The organism is Phyllobacterium zundukense, assembly GCF_002764115.1.
Classification (GTDB): Bacteria; Pseudomonadota; Alphaproteobacteria; order Rhizobiales; family Rhizobiaceae; genus Phyllobacterium; species Phyllobacterium zundukense.
Genome location: NZ_CP017941.1, coordinates 351,626 through 367,906 on the forward strand (window position 1 = coordinate 351,626; position 16,281 = coordinate 367,906).

Below are 16,281 nucleotides of genomic sequence, written 5' to 3' on the forward strand. Positions count from 1 at the left end.
GCCTAACTATGACTATATCCTCGGCCGCTGGAACCGCAATTCACCCGTCGCGTTTCTGAACATGCGCAAATATCCGTTCAGATCCGTCACCGTTGCAACAAAAGAAGTCGGCCGCTATCGGACCATAACATCTGTAGAAGAGGCTGGGGAGTTCCTTGCCCATGATTGGCCGGCAGAAAAAGGCCGGACGCACTTGAAGGCCCGCATTGCTTGTCTGGATGTGATGGAGAAGGCAATTGGTGTTAGCGCTGCCCGCGAAGCTTTCATCGAGGCGGCGAAAGAATCAGACATTTATATTCAGGAAGAGCGCTAATAATTGCACTTCAAGCGTTTTTGAAGCAGCTTACACACTTTCTGGGTTTCTCGTCCTGCAACATTCCGGACAATCTAGATTCCGCTGCAATGACCCACGCCATCAAACGAACCACCAACTCATTGGCCCTCTCACAGTACAGCGCCGATCGACATTCGTTGGATGACTATCATGAGGAACATGCGCTTTAAATCGGCGTTAAGGTGCAATGGAAGATATGAGGTTTCCACCTGTATGTTTGAAGGTCGAAGGCGGGCGTCCTCGCATCGTCAGGTCTGTTGAGCATGCGATGTTTGTCTTGGAGCACAGATGGCCCAACGATCATCCGACGCGCGAGAAGGCATTGCAGATCTGCAGGTACGCTTTGAATGGAAAAACAGGCGCTGCCGCTGCCCGCGACGCTTTGGTCTACGCCGCCGTCAATGCTGATATCTACATCGATCTAACCTCGGTGCAGCGTTGATCGGCCACCCCGGCGGGGTGCTAAAAAGGTCGAACGCCTGAAGTTGCATACTCGATCGCCGAGTCGTTGCGTCAACCGCCGCCGACCTTAATGTGGAACTTCGAATGTGGATCTGCGTTCGGTATGCAACTCGAGGTGACTATCTCGATGAGCGCGACGCCCCGACGCCGCTTATAAATCCTTGCGACTTCATTCTCACATTAAATGCAGTGTGAAGCATGAACGGCCGCATTCTTACGATTAAATACAGTGCGACACCCAACGCGGGCTATTGCAGAACTGCTATGCAGACTGATGAATTAATAAGATCTCTGGACGCGTGCTCGTGCTCGATCTTCCCTCTTGAACGGCTGCTTAATCCAACAGAGACCCAACAGTGATCAATTTGCTCCAGCGCCGGGTTGATCCGGCGGTGGAGTTTGTCCGGGTTGGTCCTGCGTAGGTTCGTCCCGCGATTGAAAGGCCAGTGCCGCAAATAGCGCAAACATCGCGACTAACGCAGGAATCACAACGGATTGATGTCTCATAGAGCACGTCTGGGTGTTTGAGATAAGCACCGGCACTACGGGGGACTGTTCCGCACAGTGCAGAGGTTATTGTCCAGTTTATGCTCGAAACAATAAGCGATGAATTCGTCGCGTGTCATCGGGCCATGGCCGTCGACATCGACGACCTCATGTTCCTGGAGAGCGGCGCAAGCCTCTCGCATACTGTCAAATTTGAGAACGGCTTGTCAGGATCTCGTGTGGGACAATCAATCGGACGCTAGGCATATACTTTTCCCCAACGTCGGGAAGAATAACTCTTTAAAGCTTTCTTCCGGCGGCGCACGCTTTTTGGTTTCACATTGTCCGGCGGCAGTGCGGCAATCAATGACATCAGGCGCAGAGGCAGCGTGGTAACTGTCCATCTCAATGGTCTCTCGAACTCGGGTGGTGCTTGCTCTGTATTCAGAAGTTACCAGCGCAAATAAGGATTGTTCCACTACAGGCTGTTGCGCTGAATATCGGAACAAAATGCGCCTCTGACCTGTTGCCTTGTTCAAGGAGGTAAGGTCATGACAAACAAGTCTCACAATTCCGATCCGAAGAAGGACGCAAGGACAGTTTGCGAGGACGCGACACGGCGCCGATAATGACGGCGTTTCAAGCGCAAATCCGCGAGGCAAGAACGACGGTGACGCTACCTTCAAATCGGATGCTAAGGAAAGCGAACGGGATCGACAGGCCCCGAACAAACCAGCGCGGGAATAGCCGGCCGGCCCTGCAGCGGGCTGCGGATCGCTGGCCTCATCTTGATAGAGCGTACCCCACTGCGGCACCAATTGCTGTGCCGACTATAATCCCCATCGAGATGCTATCAAACAATGTGTTTCCAAGCATCGCTCCCATACCGATACCTAACCCCATTCCAAGAGCCATGTTCAACGCTCGCTTACGGTTATAACGCCAACCTCGGCTCCATCGACATCAATCACGCTCACAGCCTGCGCCTGTATGGTAATAAACGGTGAGGCCCGCCGCGGGACTCCCGTGGCGGTTACGACGTGGCCCCTGTCGAGCAGATCTGTGTCCACTGACAACCTTCGAACTGTTAAGTGTACGATAACGTTCCAACGTTAAGCCGGATTTGGCTAGGTGGTTATCCACGGGCTCATGTCATGCCTTGCGAAGTATTTGACCGTCCTTCATTTCGAAAACACCATCCTGGCCGCCTTGTCTGGCGAAATCACGAGAAAGCTCGCCCCAGTACCCGAGAAACTTTCCGCAAGACGTGCAGTTTATTCGTGTGACGCCTCGCACATCATCGGGAATGTCCAGATATAAAGTACCGCAAGCTTTGCAGTCTAATTTGTGATCTAAGCGTTCCATCTAAAAGGCGCCCCAGTTGGCCCGGCAACAGAAGCGGTGCCGCATTCGCATTGTCCTAGTCCGGGCCGGAAGAGTCAATCACATCCCAATGCTCCGTTCTTCGACGAATTGCCCGGAACCAATGAGGGTACCGCCAGTTCTTTTCGAGAGGCGGATGAGCAAGGGCCAGGATATGGGTGACGGCAACGAAGAGCCAAAGCGTGCTAAAATTAACTGGCAGCCGAAACGGCCGGAATACAGAGAAGCCCTTCGCTCCGGATTCAGGCTCCTGCCTAGTGATAAGATATTCGAACAATTGCTGAAGCGCTTGGATGAGGCGGAGCGCGATCAAACCAAATATTGAGTACACATCGTTAAGCGATAGCTTAACAAAGGATATTGTCGTTGCTATCAAGGCGCATCCTCAAAATCAGAGTGCTCCCATGACCATATCGACAGTCCAATCCGTTTGCGCCGAGTTCGATATCGAAATAATCCCTGCAAACGCGTATCCCTTCCTGGCCAGACACGAGCGCGAGGTACAATCCAACGCATCATGGATAGACACGGTGAAGGCATATGTGCGTTGTGCTGTCGACGTTGGCGGAAACCGAAGGCAACGGAGGCCTCATTGACGAATACTCCCTATGGGCAACGTCCGACCTGATACGGGCATGTCCTGATTTCGTGGAGACGCGAGCACGCGAATGCTAGCAGCATGGGGTAGGCTTCCTCTTGGCAATCTGATGCTGATCGCCAATGAGCTGCGCGGCGTATGTCGTCAACAGCACTTGCCGGCATGATATATTTCTTTCTGTCCCGGCAGATCAATAAATCCTTCGGACAAAGCTCAGCCAGGCTTGCTTGTATTCGGGCGGAACATCTCTTGTCTGATCAGCAGGTCGAAGCGGGCAATAGATTGCTTGAGATGAAGCGGACTTTTACTCGTGGCCACTTCGGTCCATGGCTCGCCAAGGACTCTGGCATCTCTCAGGGAACTGCACACAAATACATGCGGATCGCCAAGGAGGCTGCGTGATGCCGGTCTATCGCAATGTGCGCTGCGTTCGCGACTGGATCGTCACCGCGAGGGATGCGCCTCAGATCATCCATATCGATCCGTACACCTTTGGGCATTGGATCGCGAAGGCTATATCCAGCAGACAGCCCGCAAGGGATGTTGCCGGCTCGGCTCAAACATAGATGCACATGCAGAACCCGTCAGAATCGCCCGTATCAAACCGCCACACGCGAGAGGGCAAAATCCAGCGGCCAAAGAGCTGCCGGATCGAGAATGCGCTCAGCGATGCTGCTTCATGCTGACGTTGCCGGCGCGACCAGCCCCGACAATATAGCCGATCATTAACACCATTGAGGATGGTGAGCTAAGGAACCTCAGGTTAGAAGCCCCGTCAGCATCCCCAGCTCACGCTGATGCTATAGCCTTTTCGATCTCTTGGACCGAATGCCCTGTCAGGTCTTTCGAAATCTCACCAATCAGGATTGATACAAGTTCCTTATGATAATGCTTTCGCAACTCTCCAAGAGCTTTGGGTGCTGCGATTATAACGAGGCCAGTGATCCTTCCCTTGAGCACCCGCTGGTTAAGCAAGTCTGCAATTCCGGCAGCAAAATTGTCCTCGTTAGCTTGGCCTTGATCGGGATTTGCCGAACTGCTCTTGCGTCCAGCACTTGCGTTATTCGTTTCGGTGTCGACATCGGCTTCTGCAAGAGCATTTAGTTTTGGAATTGCGTCCTCACTAACATTTTGAAAAAGATTGAATTTTTCACCATCTGCGACAGCAATTGTCGCGCCTTTTGGAAGCTGCATGTCTGAATTTCTCCACGTTATGGCCGACCCTATAGTAGGAACGAGCAAACAAATGAACGATGGCAGAATTGCCAGTCCAAGAAACAACAACGCAGCATCCGTGATTTAGATGCAATGACTTGCCAGATAGCTAACGCGCTCCGGTCGTTATCCCGTAAGCTGCCGCGCCTGTGAGAGTGACGCGAGGTCAGGCCGCAAAGCGACAGCATACCTCGCCTGTCCCTTGCGCATCAAATTGATCATCTCGATGCCTGCCAAGATGATGGCCGCGCCAGCCGATGGCAGAGTTCCGAACGCTCCTATGTGCGCAATCTCTGGTTTCGGCGGACCAACTTCAACGGAAACCCAGATACAAGGTGCTTGCCTCAAGGGTCCCAATCACTGTTCTAGATGAGTTTGAGGATTTTTGCTGTTCGACATCCTCTGCTCCCTCGAACTGACTGCGGACTGCACTAGGTCCTGACGACATACTACCGACACCGCCTCCGTGTCCGCTTCATAGGGGACGGTCACAGAACTCAAATGACCCGCTGACCCGTGGTCGCGCCGGCGACGGCGATGTCTCCACTGCGCTGGCCGTCCAATATTATCGCCAGCGCGCGAGTGCCGGATTGATCATCTCCGAAGGCTCGCAGATTTCGGCGCAGGGCAAGGGCTACACCAGTACTCCTGGCATCTTCACAGATGCGCAGGTCGAAGGCTGGCGGAACGTTACGCAAGCGGTGCATGATGATGGCGGTCGAATTTTCCTGCAGCTCTGGCATGTCGGACGGATGTCGCATTCAATCGTCCAGGCCGATGGCCGATTGCCGGTGGCTCCCTCGGCGATCGCCCCCGATGGCGAAATCTTCACCAGCGGAGGCATGAAGCCTTACGAAACTCCCCATGAATTGACAGTCGCGGAGATCGCGGGCGTCGTTGCCGACTTCCGGCACGCCGCTGAAAATGCCTTGCGGGCCGGGTTCGACGGTGTCGAGATCCACGGTGCGAACGGCTATCTGATCGACCAGTTCCTGCGCGACGGCGCGAACCATCGCACCGATATCTATGGCGGCTCGATCGAAAACCGCCTGCGTTTCCTGCGTGAAGTGAGTGAGGCCGTCATTGAGGTGTGGGGCGCAGGCCGGGTGGGGGTGCGAATTTCGCCGGTCATCGACTTCGGGTCCTTGAGCGACAAGGACCCGCAGGCTGTTTTCAACGCGGTCACCGAATTGTTGACAGGCCACAATATTGCCTATCTGCACACGGTCGAAACGGGCACGCAGGCTTTCGATTTCCGGGAACTGCGGCAGCGGTTCGGCGGGCTTTACATCGCCAACGGCGGTTATGATGCGGCCTGTGCCGAAGCTGCGGTGAACGACGGCACCGCCGATCTGGTCGCGTTTGGCACAGCATTTCTTGCCAACCCCGATCTCGTTGAACGCGTCCGGCTGGGCGCGGCACTCAATGCGCCGGATCAGACGACTTTCTACGGGGGCAATGAGCGTGGCTATACCGACTATCCGACGCTTGCCACCCAAGGCGCAAGTGCCTGACAAAGACGAAGGATCGCATGATCGGCTCGCCAGGGACCATGATCATTACGGCGGCGTGAAGCGCCGCGCCTGAAACGGACGGCGGAAAGTTCGCGCGGCGTCACGATCCACCAGATGATGCTGATGGTGGACCGGCATCTGCAGTCGGAAACCTACGTCACGGCCACCGGCGTGCTGGTCGCTGCACAGCAGGCCCATCCCTTCGCCGCGATCTGCCCTCGGCCTCCAAGGTTAGTTAGGATGAAGATCCTTTCCGCGACTGATCAGCAAGGATATGTTGCTCCCTTGGGCCGCATAATGTCGGAACCGAGGAAGAGTGCAAAAAACGCCCTCTCTGCCGACGATCTGCCCCGACACTGCCCAGCCCCAAAAGATTCCGCCGACATGCCAAAGCTTGCCGCGGTCAGGCGGTTAGCGTCGGATAGTCCGTGTAGCCGCGCGCCTCGCCCTGGTAGAAGGTCGCGGGATCCGGCGCGTTGAGCGGCGCGCGGCGACGAAAGCGCTCGATCAAATCCGGGTTGGCCAGGAACTTCGTCCCGAAGGCGACCAGGTCGGCCGCGCCACCGGTGATCGCGGCCTCGGCGCTGTCAACGTCAAAGCCGCCATTGGCGATATAAGGCCCGCCAAACGCCCACTTGAGTGCGGCGTAATCGAAGTCCGGATCCCCGATCTGCACGACGTGGAGATAGGCTAGCCCGTATCGACCTAGTGTTTTAGCTGCATGGCCGAACGTGGCAGCCGGGTCGCTGTCGCTCATTGAGAATACTGGAAAGGTGGGCGACAGGCGTACACCGATACGATTGGCCCCGAAGACCGGAATAATCGCTTCCACGATCTCCTTGAGAAAGCGGACCCGGTTCTCGACGGAACCGCCATAGGCGTCGGTCCGCTGGTTGGAGCCGTCGCGCAGGAACTGGTCGATGAGGTAGCCGTTCGCGCCGTGCAGTTCGACGCCGTCGAAACCGGAGCGTTTGGCATTTTCGGCGGCGCGGCGGAAATCGTCCACGATGCCCGGAATTTCCTTCAGACCCAGTGCCCGTGGCGTTTCATAGGGCTCAACCGTTACCACCGCCCGAGCTTTTACGGCGGAACGTCGGCAAGCTACACCGATTATCCGTTCCTTGAGACTGTGCAAGCTTAGAGCCCGATTTCGGCCGGTGCCACCGGCTAGCTGATTCAGCTTTTGTTTGGGCGCTCGGAAAGTGCCTTCAGGTCACGCAGGCTTAGGCCATAGCCCAGATACCAGCGCATGCACAACAGGATCACCGACTGGCCGAAATGGCGGCCTTTAAACATTGTCAGCTCTCCGGAAAATATCGGAGTTCAATGCCACATCGATCGTAACCAAAGAGTTTGCAACAGAACCTTGTGTGAAACGGCCCGCCACAGCCTTTGGCGGAGAACCCTAAAATACAGGGTCGAACGCGCGGTTAGGGCATGGCGTTTGGCTGAACCCGACTGATTTATATCGTGGCCTTCGTCAACCGAAAGAAGAATGAAGACGCCATACAGAAGCCTGTTCTCGAAGAGATGGCTCTCAATCAACGCTGAGAGCGTCCGGTTTCAAGATTTGCCCGTCACACACGATCTTTTTCAGGTGTACTGACCAGTTTCGCAGCATCCATATTTGCTTTCTGAAGAGCAGCGTTCATCGTTTTCCCAAATGCGATTTCTGCAGCCAGCACGCCAATGAACTCGTCACCGGCGCCATGCGTGCTTTCAACTTCAACCTTCATAGCCGCAATAAGGATCTCGTCTCCATCCCGGCTTGCGAAAGCGACACCCGCGCCACCAGCGGTAACCACGACCTCGGGAAAGACATTCGCCAGCGTTTTCGCAGCTTCCAAGGCGCCATCAAGTGTTTCAACAACTGGAACCCCTGCCAGCATTTCAGCTTCGATTGCGTTGACGACGATGATATCGATGAGTGACTGAAGCTCGCCCGATAGCGGACGCGCCGGTGCTGCATTGATCAGGACACGGCCACCGGCTTGTTTCACGGCTCTTGCCGCTGCGATGTTGGCGGCATCGGGGACTTCGCTCTGCAGAACGAGCAGCGTTGTTCTGTTCAACAGATCCTGAGCCGTTGCGACATCTCCATCGCCAAGGGTGAGATTGCTTCCGGAAACGATGACTGCGCCATAGTCTCCCTCCGCGTCGAAGATCGCGACACTCATTCCAGTGGATTGCGCTGCATCGCGCCGAACGAAAGTGTGATCAACATTCTTGCGATCGAGATTTGCAATGAGAAACCGCCCAAAGTCGTCATCGGCAACCGCTCCTATCATCGCCGTCGCAACGCCGGTTCGGGCCGACGAAACAGCCTGGTTGCCGCCCTTGCCGCCGCTTTTCGGGTGCCATGATGTTCCCGTCACTGTTTCACCCTTGCGCGGCCGGGCTGGGCCCATCACGGCGATGTCGTAATGGAGGCTGCCAAAGACGGTAACGACGGGTGAAGATGTCATGGAAGTCGATCTTTTCGTTTGGACGTGACGGCGGACATGGTCCGCTCGAGATTGCGTTCGGCAGCTTTATAGTCACGCTGGGCAACGGCAACAAACACTGCGTCAAGAATATTGAGTTGCGCGATGCGCGCGGCAGCATTCTCCCCCATCAACGGCGACCCTTGTGCGGTGGAGCACAGCACGACATCGGCCGCCTGCGCCAAGGCGGACGAATTGTAATTGGTGATGGCGATGGTGCGCGCGCCGTTCCGCCGAGCAAGCTGGATCGCCTCGATGACCGCAGTGGTATTGCCCGAATGGGAAAAACCGATTGCAATGTCTCCGTCGACTAACAACGATGCCGACATCAGCATCATGTGCGAGTCATCGAAAACGCTAGCGCGCACGCCGATCCGCAGAAATTTGTGCGACACATCCCGTGCAATCTGAGCGGAGCCGCCCACACCATAGAAATCACGGTTTTTGGCCCGGTGGATCAGATCCGCCGCCCTGTCGAACGCCTCCATGTCGAGTATCGACAACGTTTCTTCCAAGGCATTGATAGAGGTGCGAAACACCTTTTGCACGATCTCCTGCGATGTATCGTCGACGGACAATTCCTGATGCATTTCGGCCGTGGGCTGTCGGTTATATTGGCTGACCGCCGCACGGAAATCTCGATATCCGGCGAAACCAAGTTTCTTGGTGATCTTCACCACCATGGCTTCCGAAACACCGGCATCGTCGGCAATCTGTTTCAGAGACGTGTCGTCGCCGAAGTCGCGCAACGCAAAAACCGTATCGACAACCTTTGCTTCGAGCGGCGTCAGCAACGGCATCATCATGCGGATGCGAGGGCCGACGGCCTTCGTGTCGAAGTTTTCGGAATTCATTCTCGTCCCCTTGTCGCGCGATCGATCATCATCGCGACGAGGATTATAAGACCAGTTGCCAGCAGTTGATAGAAGGCCTGGACGTTCATCAACGTGAGACCGTTGCGCATCGTGCCGAGAATGATGGCGCCCAGGATCGTTCCCAGAATGCTGCCCTTGCCACCCATCAGCGAGGCTCCGCCGATGGCCGCAGCGGCAATCGCGTCGAGCTCCCAGAGATTGCCGAGGATCGGTTCGGCAGCACCCAGGCGTCCGATCAAAATCAGGGATGCGAGCGCTGCGAGACCACCGGAGATTACATAAGCCGTGATCTTGGTACGGGCGATTGGAACGCCGGCGACGTAGGCAGCTTCCTCATTACCGCCGACGGCCAGAAGATACTCGCCGATCGGGGTTTTTTTCAAAAGAACCCAGGCGGCCAGCGCCACGACGGCGACAATCAGCACCGGGGTGGGAATCCCGAACAGGTTTCCGTTGAACAGCGAGCGAAAACCCGCCGGGATGCCGAGAACAGGATTGCCGCCGGTATAGATCAACGCGAGCGCGCGGTACGTGCTTAACGTTCCGAGTGTCACGATGAAAGGCTGCAGACCGACATAGGCAACCAGGACTCCGTTTATGAAGCCGCAGACCATGCCAATCCCGAGGCCCACCAGAATCGCGAGCGGAACCGGAGTTCCGGAAAGAAGCAGGGTCGCCGTGATGACCGCCGAAATTGCTGCGGTCGGGCCGACAGACAGATCGATACCGCCTGATATGATCACCAATGTCATGCCGAGCGCCAGGCACGCGTTGATGCTGGATTGCTGCAGGATATTGACGAGGTTGCGCTCGGATAGGAACCCGGGAACCAATGTCGCAAACACGCCCATGATGATCACGAGGCCGATCAGTGTGCCTGCGTCCCTCAACGAAAAAGAGAAACGGCCGAATGCGGGCGAAAGTTTCGTGTCGGCGGCGGTCGGTGAATTGCTCATTACGTGTTCCTTTATTTCGTCCACGCCTAGGCGGCCGGAGCTGGCGTGCGGCCGGTATTTGCACCGGGAATGGCATGCGCCACGATGGCGCTTTCGGTGAGGTCGGCGCGCGCGATTTCCGCGGCAATCTGCCCGTCCCGCATAACAAGGACCCGATCGGAAAGCCGGATGACTTCCGGCAGTTCGGAAGACACGACCACGATGGAATGCCCATCGGCGGCCAGCGCCTCGATGAGGTGATAGATTTCCGCCTTGGCGCCGACATCGATGCCGCGGGTCGGCTCGTCGAACAGGAGAACCTGCGATTTGCTTGCCAGCCAGCGGGCGATGATCGCTTTCTGCTGATTGCCGCCGCTAAAGAGCCGGATCGGTCTGTCCAACTGGAAAGGCCTGAGATTGACCCGGCGCAGTAGGTCCTGAGCCGTGTTGCGCAACTTGCCGCCCTGAATGATGCCGGCTTTGGAGAAGCTTTCCAGCGAGGCAAGTGCCATGTTGATGGTGACCGAGCGGACGGGGATGATCCCCTCCCGCTTGCGCTCTTCAGGAACGAGGCCAATGCCGGCGGAGATGGCGTCGCGGGGATTGCGCAGGTTGACTGTTTTGCCGTCTATGTCGATCGTGCCTGCCGTCAATCTGTCGGCTCCCGCCAGAAGGCGCAGGAGTTCCGTCCGGCCGGATCCGACAAGCCCGGCAATGCCGAGAACCTCGCCGCGGTGAAGTTTGAACGATGCGTCCCTGATTTTCGTCAGGGACGAGAGCCCCCGCGCCTCGAGTTTCACCGTCGCGGTCGCGTGTGAGACATGCTGCTCCTGCATCAGCTCGCGCCCCACCATCATTGTGATGACATCCTGATGGGAAGCCGTCTGCACATCCACCGCACCGACAAGCTTGCCGTCGCGCATGATACTGGCGCGCTGGCAGATGCGGAACACTTCGTCCATCTTGTGCGAGACATAGATAATCGTCACGCCACTGGCCGATAGCTTCGTTATGACCTCGGCCAGCCGTTCGAACTCACTGGGCGTCAGGCTGGATGTCGGTTCATCCATGGCGATGATCCTGGCGCGGTCGAGCAATGCCCGGGCAATCTCGACGATCTGGCGCTGCGCCACCTTGAGCGAAGAGATCGGGGCCGCGGGATCGATGCCGGGTTCGATCATCGACAATGCTTCGGCAGCCCGCCGCTCCTGCTCCCGTCTCGAGACGAACAGCCCTCCAACGGATGTCAGCGGATGGCCGAGGAACATGTTCTGCGCGACACTCAGATGCGGTACCTGCTGCAGTTCCTGGTGGATCATGGCGATGCCGGCACCACGCGCATCCATTGGCTTGCGAAAGGAGACATTTTCGCCGTCGACAAACATGGAGCCGGCGGTTGGACGAAAGACGCCGGACAGGATGCGCAGCAGCGTCGATTTTCCCGCGCCGTTTTCACCGAGAAGCCCATGGATTTCGCCGGGTGCGACATCGAAGGAGACGTCGGACAGTGCGTTCACGCCGGGAAAGCTCTTCGAGATCGTTTCGAAACTCAGTCTCGGTGCCATTTGCGTCACCCTTCCATTGGCAAAGAGATGCCGGCCAGAACGACCGGCATCTTTGTCAGTCGGCGATCAATTCGCCGCAGCGTCTTGCATCAGGACCGCACGCACATCGACGCCCTCGCCCTGATAGCGGGCGACATTGTCCTTGGTGATGAGCGCTTGCGGCGTGGCAACGACGCGGGGCAGTTTCTGGCCAGCAACGAGACGCAAGGCGGCTTCAAGAGCTACCTCGCCGGTCAGCACCGGGAAGCTGTCAACGGTGCCCGTCAGCTCGCCGGCCTTGATCGACGTATAGGCGTCGGAAATTCCGTCCGTCCCGAACACCGCGACCTTGTCCTGAAGGCCGGCTGCCTTGACGGCCTCGACGATACCGAGCGCCATGCCGTCATTGTTGGCATAGAAGCCGATCAGGTCGGGATGCTGCTGCAGGATGTTGGTGGCGGCGTCATAGGATGTCTGGCGATCCCAGTTGCCCGGAACGCTGGCGACGACTTTGAACTTGCCGCCTTCGCTGATCGTCGACTTGAATCCATCGGTACGCTGGACAGCGGCATAGACCCCGGCCTGTCCTTCGACAATCGCGACCTTGCCGCCTTCCGGCCGGTTCTCGATGAACCATTTCGCCACGCGCACACCGTTGTCGCGCTGCACGTTACCGACATAGTGCTCGGCCTGCGGAATGACCGCATCGTTGACATTGACGACCGGAACGCCCGCCGCCTTCGCCTGCTCGATCACCGGTTGGAGATTGGCGTCGGTCTGTGGCGAAACCAGCAGAACGTTGTAGCCCTGGGTGATCAGGCCTTCGGCGATCGTCAGCTGACCGAGCTGGTCGCCTTCGCTCTGTGCCGCCTGATAGACCACAGGCACGCCGACCTTGTCACCAAACTTCTTGTAGCCGTCACCCAGCGAGCGCCAGTATTCGTTGGTCAGTGTCTTGGAAACGGCGCCAGCCTTCGTTCCTTCCGGCAGCTTCGGGAAGGCACCAAGCTTGGCTTCCAGCTCAGACCAGTCCATGCGGTCCTTTTCGGTGTCGGAGTTGAGTGGTGCAAGTTCCTGCGCGACGGCGGCGCTGAACAGGAAACTGGCAGCTAGGCCTGCCGCAACAGTCGTCTTCAAAAATGTCTTCATCGGTTCCTCCCGAGTGTGAAATTCACACGCCGTGTGGCGTGCTGCGGTGTTGGAGTTCAAGCCCTCGCGCCAAGCATCGCTTCTTGAATGATGGACTGGGCGGAGACGGCATCCTGACGGTCAATCGCACCAGACAGGCGATTGTCCTGCTCAAGGCGGTCCACGACATCAAGCATGCGCTTGACGGTCTGGATGTTCACCTCGCATTCGTGGACCGGATCGAGACCGGTCATATCCGGAAATGTGTCGAAATAGATCGCGCCGTCATAACCGTCCTTGCGGATCTGGCGCAGCAGTTCGATCGTCTGCTGTGTATGAACGGCGCCGACCATCAGGCCATCGTCGCGCTTGGCATAACCGTCGTTGAGATGGACGCCGAGCAACCGGCTGTAGCGGGCGATCAGCGCCGCCGCGAAGGCCGGCTGCTCATCGGCATAGAGTACGTGAGCGAAGTCGAGCGTCACGCCAAGATTGGGGAGACCGACTTCCTTGATGGCCAGCAGCGTCGTGGCGCAGTCGGGCATCAGGCTGTAGGAGCGCGGCTCGTTCGGCTTGTACTCGATGCTGATCTGGCAATCGGGATCATGCCCACAAACTTCACGAATTCCTGAAATCTCGTGTTGCCACAAGGTCGCATAGTCGGCCTGGAAAGCGTAGTCGAACCCATCCTGCCCGAGCCAGATGGTCATCAGATTGCTGCCGGCCTGACGCGCCGCGTCGATGCCCCTCTTCGTGAGGTCGATGGCTTCACGGCGAACCGCTGCATCAGGGTTGGTGAAGGCGCCAATCTTGAAAGCGGGATTGGTGTAGTAACGCATCGCAAAACCATTGATCGCCAGACCCATATCTTCGATCTTCCTCGCCAATTCTCGTGGGTTTTCAGCGACGTGGTCGGGATAGTTGAGGTCGAGATCCGTCAAACCGTCGACCTTTGCAGCGCGAGCGACCATCTGCGCGACACTCGGCTTCCCGGAAAGATCTGGCCAATCGGCCTGTGGCCGGGAGGCAAAGGAGTTGAGGCGGGTGGCGAATTTCAATGGGGTCACTGGACTAGGCTCACATTGTTTGGTGTTGCGATTTACTTCACATAATAATGTAATTTTGTAAAGTTATGAAATGTTGTGCGGCGCACCATTTCGAGCGAGCATGCTCGTCTTCGGTCGGCGAGAGACGCGCCGAGCTATTTTACCGCGCCCGCCGTCAGGCCTTTAACGATGTAGCGCTCCAGGAATACGCCGATGAGAACGAGCGGCAGAATTGCCGCGGTCGCAATGGCTGCCATGGACCACCAGTTGATGCCTTGCGATCCGGTCTGACTTGCCACCATCACCGGCAGGGTCTTGGCATCGGTACTCGTCAGAAGAGCCGCGAAGAAATACTCGTTCCAGCAGAGAATGACAGACAGGATGAAAGCTGCGACCATGCCGGGCAGCGCAATGGGAAGGACAATCCGCAGGAACGCGCCCCAGATCGAGCAGCCATCGACAAGAGCCGCCTGCTCCAGCTCCAGAGGTATCGTGTCGAACTGGTCGCGCATGATCCAGATGACGATCGGCAGCACCATCAATGTGTAGACGAGGACGAGGCCGACAAGCGAGTCCAATAGCATCAGTTGCTTGTAAAGAACCAGGAAAGGCATCGCGAGCACGACCGGTGGCAGGATGAGCTGCGACAGGAAGAAGAAGGAGATGTCCTTGTTGCGCATCCAGAGGAATTTGTAGGAAAAACGGCTGAGGCCGTAGGCAGCAAGCGATCCAATCAATACGGCAAGCAACGAGGCGCTTGCCGACGCGACGATGCTGTTGAAGAAGCGCCGGATGAACTCGTCGCGCACGGTCGATTGCTCAAAGATCGTGTCGGGCGACAGGCCGAGCGAACGCCAGCCTTTCCAGTCCGGCGTGAAATCCACGAAGGGAATGAGATGACCCTGGGTCACGTTCACTGCGGTCTTGAACGACGTCGTCACCGTCCAGTAAATCGGAAACAGGGAAACGAAAGCCCAAAAGACCAGGGCGGCATAGATCAACATGCTGCGCGTCATGAAGCCGGGCAGCACGAAGCTGCGACGCGCGGACGTTTCTGGACGTATTGCCTCATGTGCTGTCGACATCGTGTCAGCCCTCAGTTTGTTCTTTGCATCCATCGGCTCGCCCATTTCAGGATGAGCGCGACGAAAACGATGATGATGACGAGATAGACTTCGGCAAGCATGGTGCCGTAGCCGACGTTGGATCGGTCCCGATACTCGCGGAAGATGAAACTCGATACCGTGTCCGTCGCGCCACCCGGGCCGCCCGCCGTGACATTGATGACGATGTCGGCGAGTTTCAGCTCGAATATGATGCGCAGGATCAAGGCGGTCATGCTCACCGGCAGCATCAGCGGAAAGGTGATCTCCTTGAACGATTGCCAGCCGGTGGCGCCATCGACCCGTGCCGCCTCCTTGATTTCCGCAGGCAATGCCTGCAGGCCCGCCAGCAGCAGAACCATCATGAAGGGAATGGAGACCCACGCATCCATGGCCATGATCGACAATCGCGCCAGCCAGGGGGTCGAGAAAAAGGCGGGATTGTCCCAACCAAGATAGCGTGCCAGTATCGCCGCGGGACCGAAGCGATACTCCATCAGCGACTTGCCGATCATCCAGCTGACGGCGACCGGACTCAGCATCAACGGCAAGAGAAAAGCGACGCGGAAGAACTTGCGTGCCTTGATCTCCGCGTTGAGCAGAAGTGCCAGGCCGAAGGCGATCGCATATTGAACGAGAACCGCCAGAACATAGTAGACCATGTTCAAGAGCGCATTCCAGAAATAGGCATCCGCCAAAAGCGTGCGCAGATTGTCGAGACCGTTAAAGCGTCGTCCCTCGACCGCACTGAGGTTCCAATCGGTAAACGCGATGTAGAGGCCGAAGATGGTCGGAAAAATCACCATGGCGACGGTAAAAAGAACTGCCGGAAGAACGAAGGCCGCGCGCTCGCCCGCCTCACCGCGGATCATCACCTGGGATACGCCGAAGACCACCGCCCAGATGAGATAGACGTAGAGCAGAGGTCGCCAGCTCTCAAATCCCAATGCGGTGACGCCCATGGCATCAAGCGACTGAAGCAACAGGACTGTGAGGAAAATGAAAGTCGCAAATGCAAACATCGCTGTGCCCAGCAGGACGTGCTTTCCGCCTGGCGCAGCACGGTGCGCTCCAAACGGTTCGTTCGTAACCAGCGTCATTGACTGAGACATGGCAGCAGACCCTTCCGGTCGAAGTTTGAAAATTGTCTCTGCGGTTCCGGCGACATGGGAGAA

The 16,281-nt window shown here is 57.2% G+C and carries 16 protein-coding genes and 2 pseudogenes; 6 read left to right on the forward strand and 12 right to left on the reverse strand.

Features of this window, described 5'->3' with window-relative positions; translation table 11 throughout:
- The first annotated feature begins 61 nt into the window (after nt 1–61).
- Both BLM14_RS21520 and BLM14_RS21525 read left to right on the forward strand, forming a co-directional pair.
- Nucleotides 62–313: a DUF982 domain-containing protein gene (locus tag BLM14_RS21520; RefSeq protein WP_100001913.1), complete on the forward strand. Its 252-nt coding sequence runs from the start codon at nt 62–64 to the stop codon at nt 311–313.
- Nucleotides 314–602: 289 nt separating this feature from the next.
- Nucleotides 603–776 (forward strand): DUF982 domain-containing protein, encoded by a 174-nt coding sequence (locus BLM14_RS21525; RefSeq protein ID WP_237143581.1) that lies wholly within the window; start codon nt 603–605, stop codon nt 774–776.
- A 1,289-nt stretch (nt 777–2,065) separates the two neighbouring features.
- On the opposite strand, the gene BLM14_RS32910 is transcribed toward BLM14_RS21525, so the two are convergent.
- Complete coding sequence (locus BLM14_RS32910; protein WP_472459582.1) at nt 2,066–2,197, reverse strand: hypothetical protein; 132 nt, start codon at nt 2,195–2,197, stop codon at nt 2,066–2,068.
- 604 nt (nt 2,198–2,801) lie between these two features.
- Here BLM14_RS32910 and BLM14_RS21535 point away from each other — a divergent pair.
- The 3 genes from BLM14_RS21535 (at nt 2,802) to BLM14_RS31195 (ending at nt 3,829) form a co-directional block, all read left to right on the forward strand.
- Nucleotides 2,802–2,990 (forward strand): hypothetical protein, encoded by a 189-nt coding sequence (locus BLM14_RS21535; RefSeq protein ID WP_100001915.1) that lies wholly within the window; start codon nt 2,802–2,804, stop codon nt 2,988–2,990.
- A gap of 564 nt (nt 2,991–3,554) precedes the next feature.
- Complete coding sequence (locus BLM14_RS32740) at nt 3,555–3,665, forward strand: hypothetical protein (protein ID WP_418314263.1); 111 nt, start codon at nt 3,555–3,557, stop codon at nt 3,663–3,665.
- Nucleotides 3,665–3,829, forward strand: coding sequence for a hypothetical protein (locus BLM14_RS31195; protein WP_157929573.1), 165 nt, complete (start codon nt 3,665–3,667; stop codon nt 3,827–3,829). The genes BLM14_RS32740 and BLM14_RS31195 overlap by 1 nt, the downstream gene beginning before the upstream one ends.
- A gap of 223 nt (nt 3,830–4,052) precedes the next feature.
- Here BLM14_RS31195 and BLM14_RS21545 read toward each other — a convergent pair whose 3' ends face one another.
- Complete coding sequence (locus BLM14_RS21545; protein WP_100001917.1) at nt 4,053–4,457, reverse strand: host attachment family protein; 405 nt, start codon at nt 4,455–4,457, stop codon at nt 4,053–4,055.
- Nucleotides 4,458–4,924: 467 nt separating this feature from the next.
- On the opposite strand from BLM14_RS21545, the gene BLM14_RS21550 reads away from it, so the two are divergent.
- A complete protein-coding gene (locus tag BLM14_RS21550; RefSeq protein ID WP_162293227.1) occupies nt 4,925–5,992 on the forward strand; it encodes an alkene reductase in 1,068 nt (355 codons plus the stop codon).
- 403 nt (nt 5,993–6,395) lie between these two features.
- On the opposite strand, the pseudogene BLM14_RS21555 reads toward BLM14_RS21550, so the two are convergent.
- From BLM14_RS21555 to BLM14_RS21600, 10 genes and pseudogenes are all read right to left on the reverse strand, one after another.
- Nucleotides 6,396–7,082, reverse strand: a pseudogene (locus tag BLM14_RS21555) (oxidoreductase); the annotation flags it as partial.
- A gap of 110 nt (nt 7,083–7,192) precedes the next feature.
- Nucleotides 7,193–7,288: pseudogene (locus tag BLM14_RS21560) on the reverse strand (IS6 family transposase); the annotation flags it as partial.
- Nucleotides 7,289–7,569: 281 nt separating this feature from the next.
- Nucleotides 7,570–8,457: a ribokinase gene (locus BLM14_RS21565; protein ID WP_100001919.1), complete on the reverse strand. Its 888-nt coding sequence runs from the start codon at nt 8,455–8,457 to the stop codon at nt 7,570–7,572.
- Nucleotides 8,454–9,329 (reverse strand): MurR/RpiR family transcriptional regulator, encoded by an 876-nt coding sequence (locus tag BLM14_RS21570; RefSeq protein ID WP_100001920.1) that lies wholly within the window; start codon nt 9,327–9,329, stop codon nt 8,454–8,456. The genes BLM14_RS21565 and BLM14_RS21570 overlap by 4 nt, the downstream gene beginning before the upstream one ends.
- Nucleotides 9,326–10,306 carry an ABC transporter permease gene (locus BLM14_RS21575; RefSeq protein ID WP_162293222.1) on the reverse strand — a complete coding sequence of 327 codons (981 nt, stop codon included), beginning with the start codon at nt 10,304–10,306 and terminating at the stop codon, nt 9,326–9,328. The genes BLM14_RS21570 and BLM14_RS21575 overlap by 4 nt, the downstream gene beginning before the upstream one ends.
- 26 nt (nt 10,307–10,332) lie before the next feature.
- Entirely contained in the window at nt 10,333–11,850 is a 1,518-nt protein-coding gene (locus BLM14_RS21580; RefSeq protein ID WP_100001921.1) for a sugar ABC transporter ATP-binding protein, read from the reverse strand.
- A 66-nt stretch (nt 11,851–11,916) separates the two neighbouring features.
- On the reverse strand, nt 11,917–12,978 hold the full coding sequence (locus BLM14_RS21585; RefSeq protein WP_100001922.1) for a sugar ABC transporter substrate-binding protein: 1,062 nt from the start codon (nt 12,976–12,978) through the stop codon (nt 11,917–11,919).
- Between the two features lie 56 nt (nt 12,979–13,034).
- A complete protein-coding gene (locus tag BLM14_RS21590; RefSeq protein WP_162293228.1) occupies nt 13,035–14,015 on the reverse strand; it encodes a sugar phosphate isomerase/epimerase family protein in 981 nt (326 codons plus the stop codon).
- A gap of 143 nt (nt 14,016–14,158) precedes the next feature.
- Nucleotides 14,159–15,019, reverse strand: coding sequence for a carbohydrate ABC transporter permease (locus BLM14_RS21595; protein ID WP_237143625.1), 861 nt, complete (start codon nt 15,017–15,019; stop codon nt 14,159–14,161).
- Between the two features lie 80 nt (nt 15,020–15,099).
- Nucleotides 15,100–16,218 carry a carbohydrate ABC transporter permease gene (locus tag BLM14_RS21600; protein ID WP_418314252.1) on the reverse strand — a complete coding sequence of 373 codons (1,119 nt, stop codon included), beginning with the start codon at nt 16,216–16,218 and terminating at the stop codon, nt 15,100–15,102.
- Nucleotides 16,219–16,281: the final 63 nt, after the last annotated feature.

Coding starts and splice junctions, on each gene's coding strand:
- BLM14_RS21565 (WP_100001919.1), bottom strand. CDS start 8,457: ATGACATCTTCACCCGTCGTTACCGTCTTTGGCAGCCTCCATTACGAC.
- BLM14_RS21535 (WP_100001915.1), top strand. CDS start 2,802: ATGAGCAAGGGCCAGGATATGGGTGACGGCAACGAAGAGCCAAAGCGT.
- BLM14_RS21520 (WP_100001913.1), top strand. CDS start 62: ATGCGCAAATATCCGTTCAGATCCGTCACCGTTGCAACAAAAGAAGTC.
- BLM14_RS32740 (WP_418314263.1), top strand. CDS start 3,555: ATGAAGCGGACTTTTACTCGTGGCCACTTCGGTCCATGGCTCGCCAAG.
- BLM14_RS32910 (WP_472459582.1), bottom strand. CDS start 2,197: ATGGCTCTTGGAATGGGGTTAGGTATCGGTATGGGAGCGATGCTTGGA.
- BLM14_RS21595 (WP_237143625.1), bottom strand. CDS start 15,019: ATGACGCGCAGCATGTTGATCTATGCCGCCCTGGTCTTTTGGGCTTTC.
- BLM14_RS21575 (WP_162293222.1), bottom strand. CDS start 10,306: ATGAGCAATTCACCGACCGCCGCCGACACGAAACTTTCGCCCGCATTC.
- BLM14_RS21580 (WP_100001921.1), bottom strand. CDS start 11,850: ATGGCACCGAGACTGAGTTTCGAAACGATCTCGAAGAGCTTTCCCGGC.
- BLM14_RS21570 (WP_100001920.1), bottom strand. CDS start 9,329: ATGAATTCCGAAAACTTCGACACGAAGGCCGTCGGCCCTCGCATCCGC.
- BLM14_RS21525 (WP_237143581.1), top strand. CDS start 603: ATGTTTGTCTTGGAGCACAGATGGCCCAACGATCATCCGACGCGCGAG.
- BLM14_RS21585 (WP_100001922.1), bottom strand. CDS start 12,978: ATGAAGACATTTTTGAAGACGACTGTTGCGGCAGGCCTAGCTGCCAGT.
- BLM14_RS31195 (WP_157929573.1), top strand. CDS start 3,665: ATGCCGGTCTATCGCAATGTGCGCTGCGTTCGCGACTGGATCGTCACC.
- BLM14_RS21545 (WP_100001917.1), bottom strand. CDS start 4,457: ATGCAGCTTCCAAAAGGCGCGACAATTGCTGTCGCAGATGGTGAAAAA.
- BLM14_RS21600 (WP_418314252.1), bottom strand. CDS start 16,218: ATGTCTCAGTCAATGACGCTGGTTACGAACGAACCGTTTGGAGCGCAC.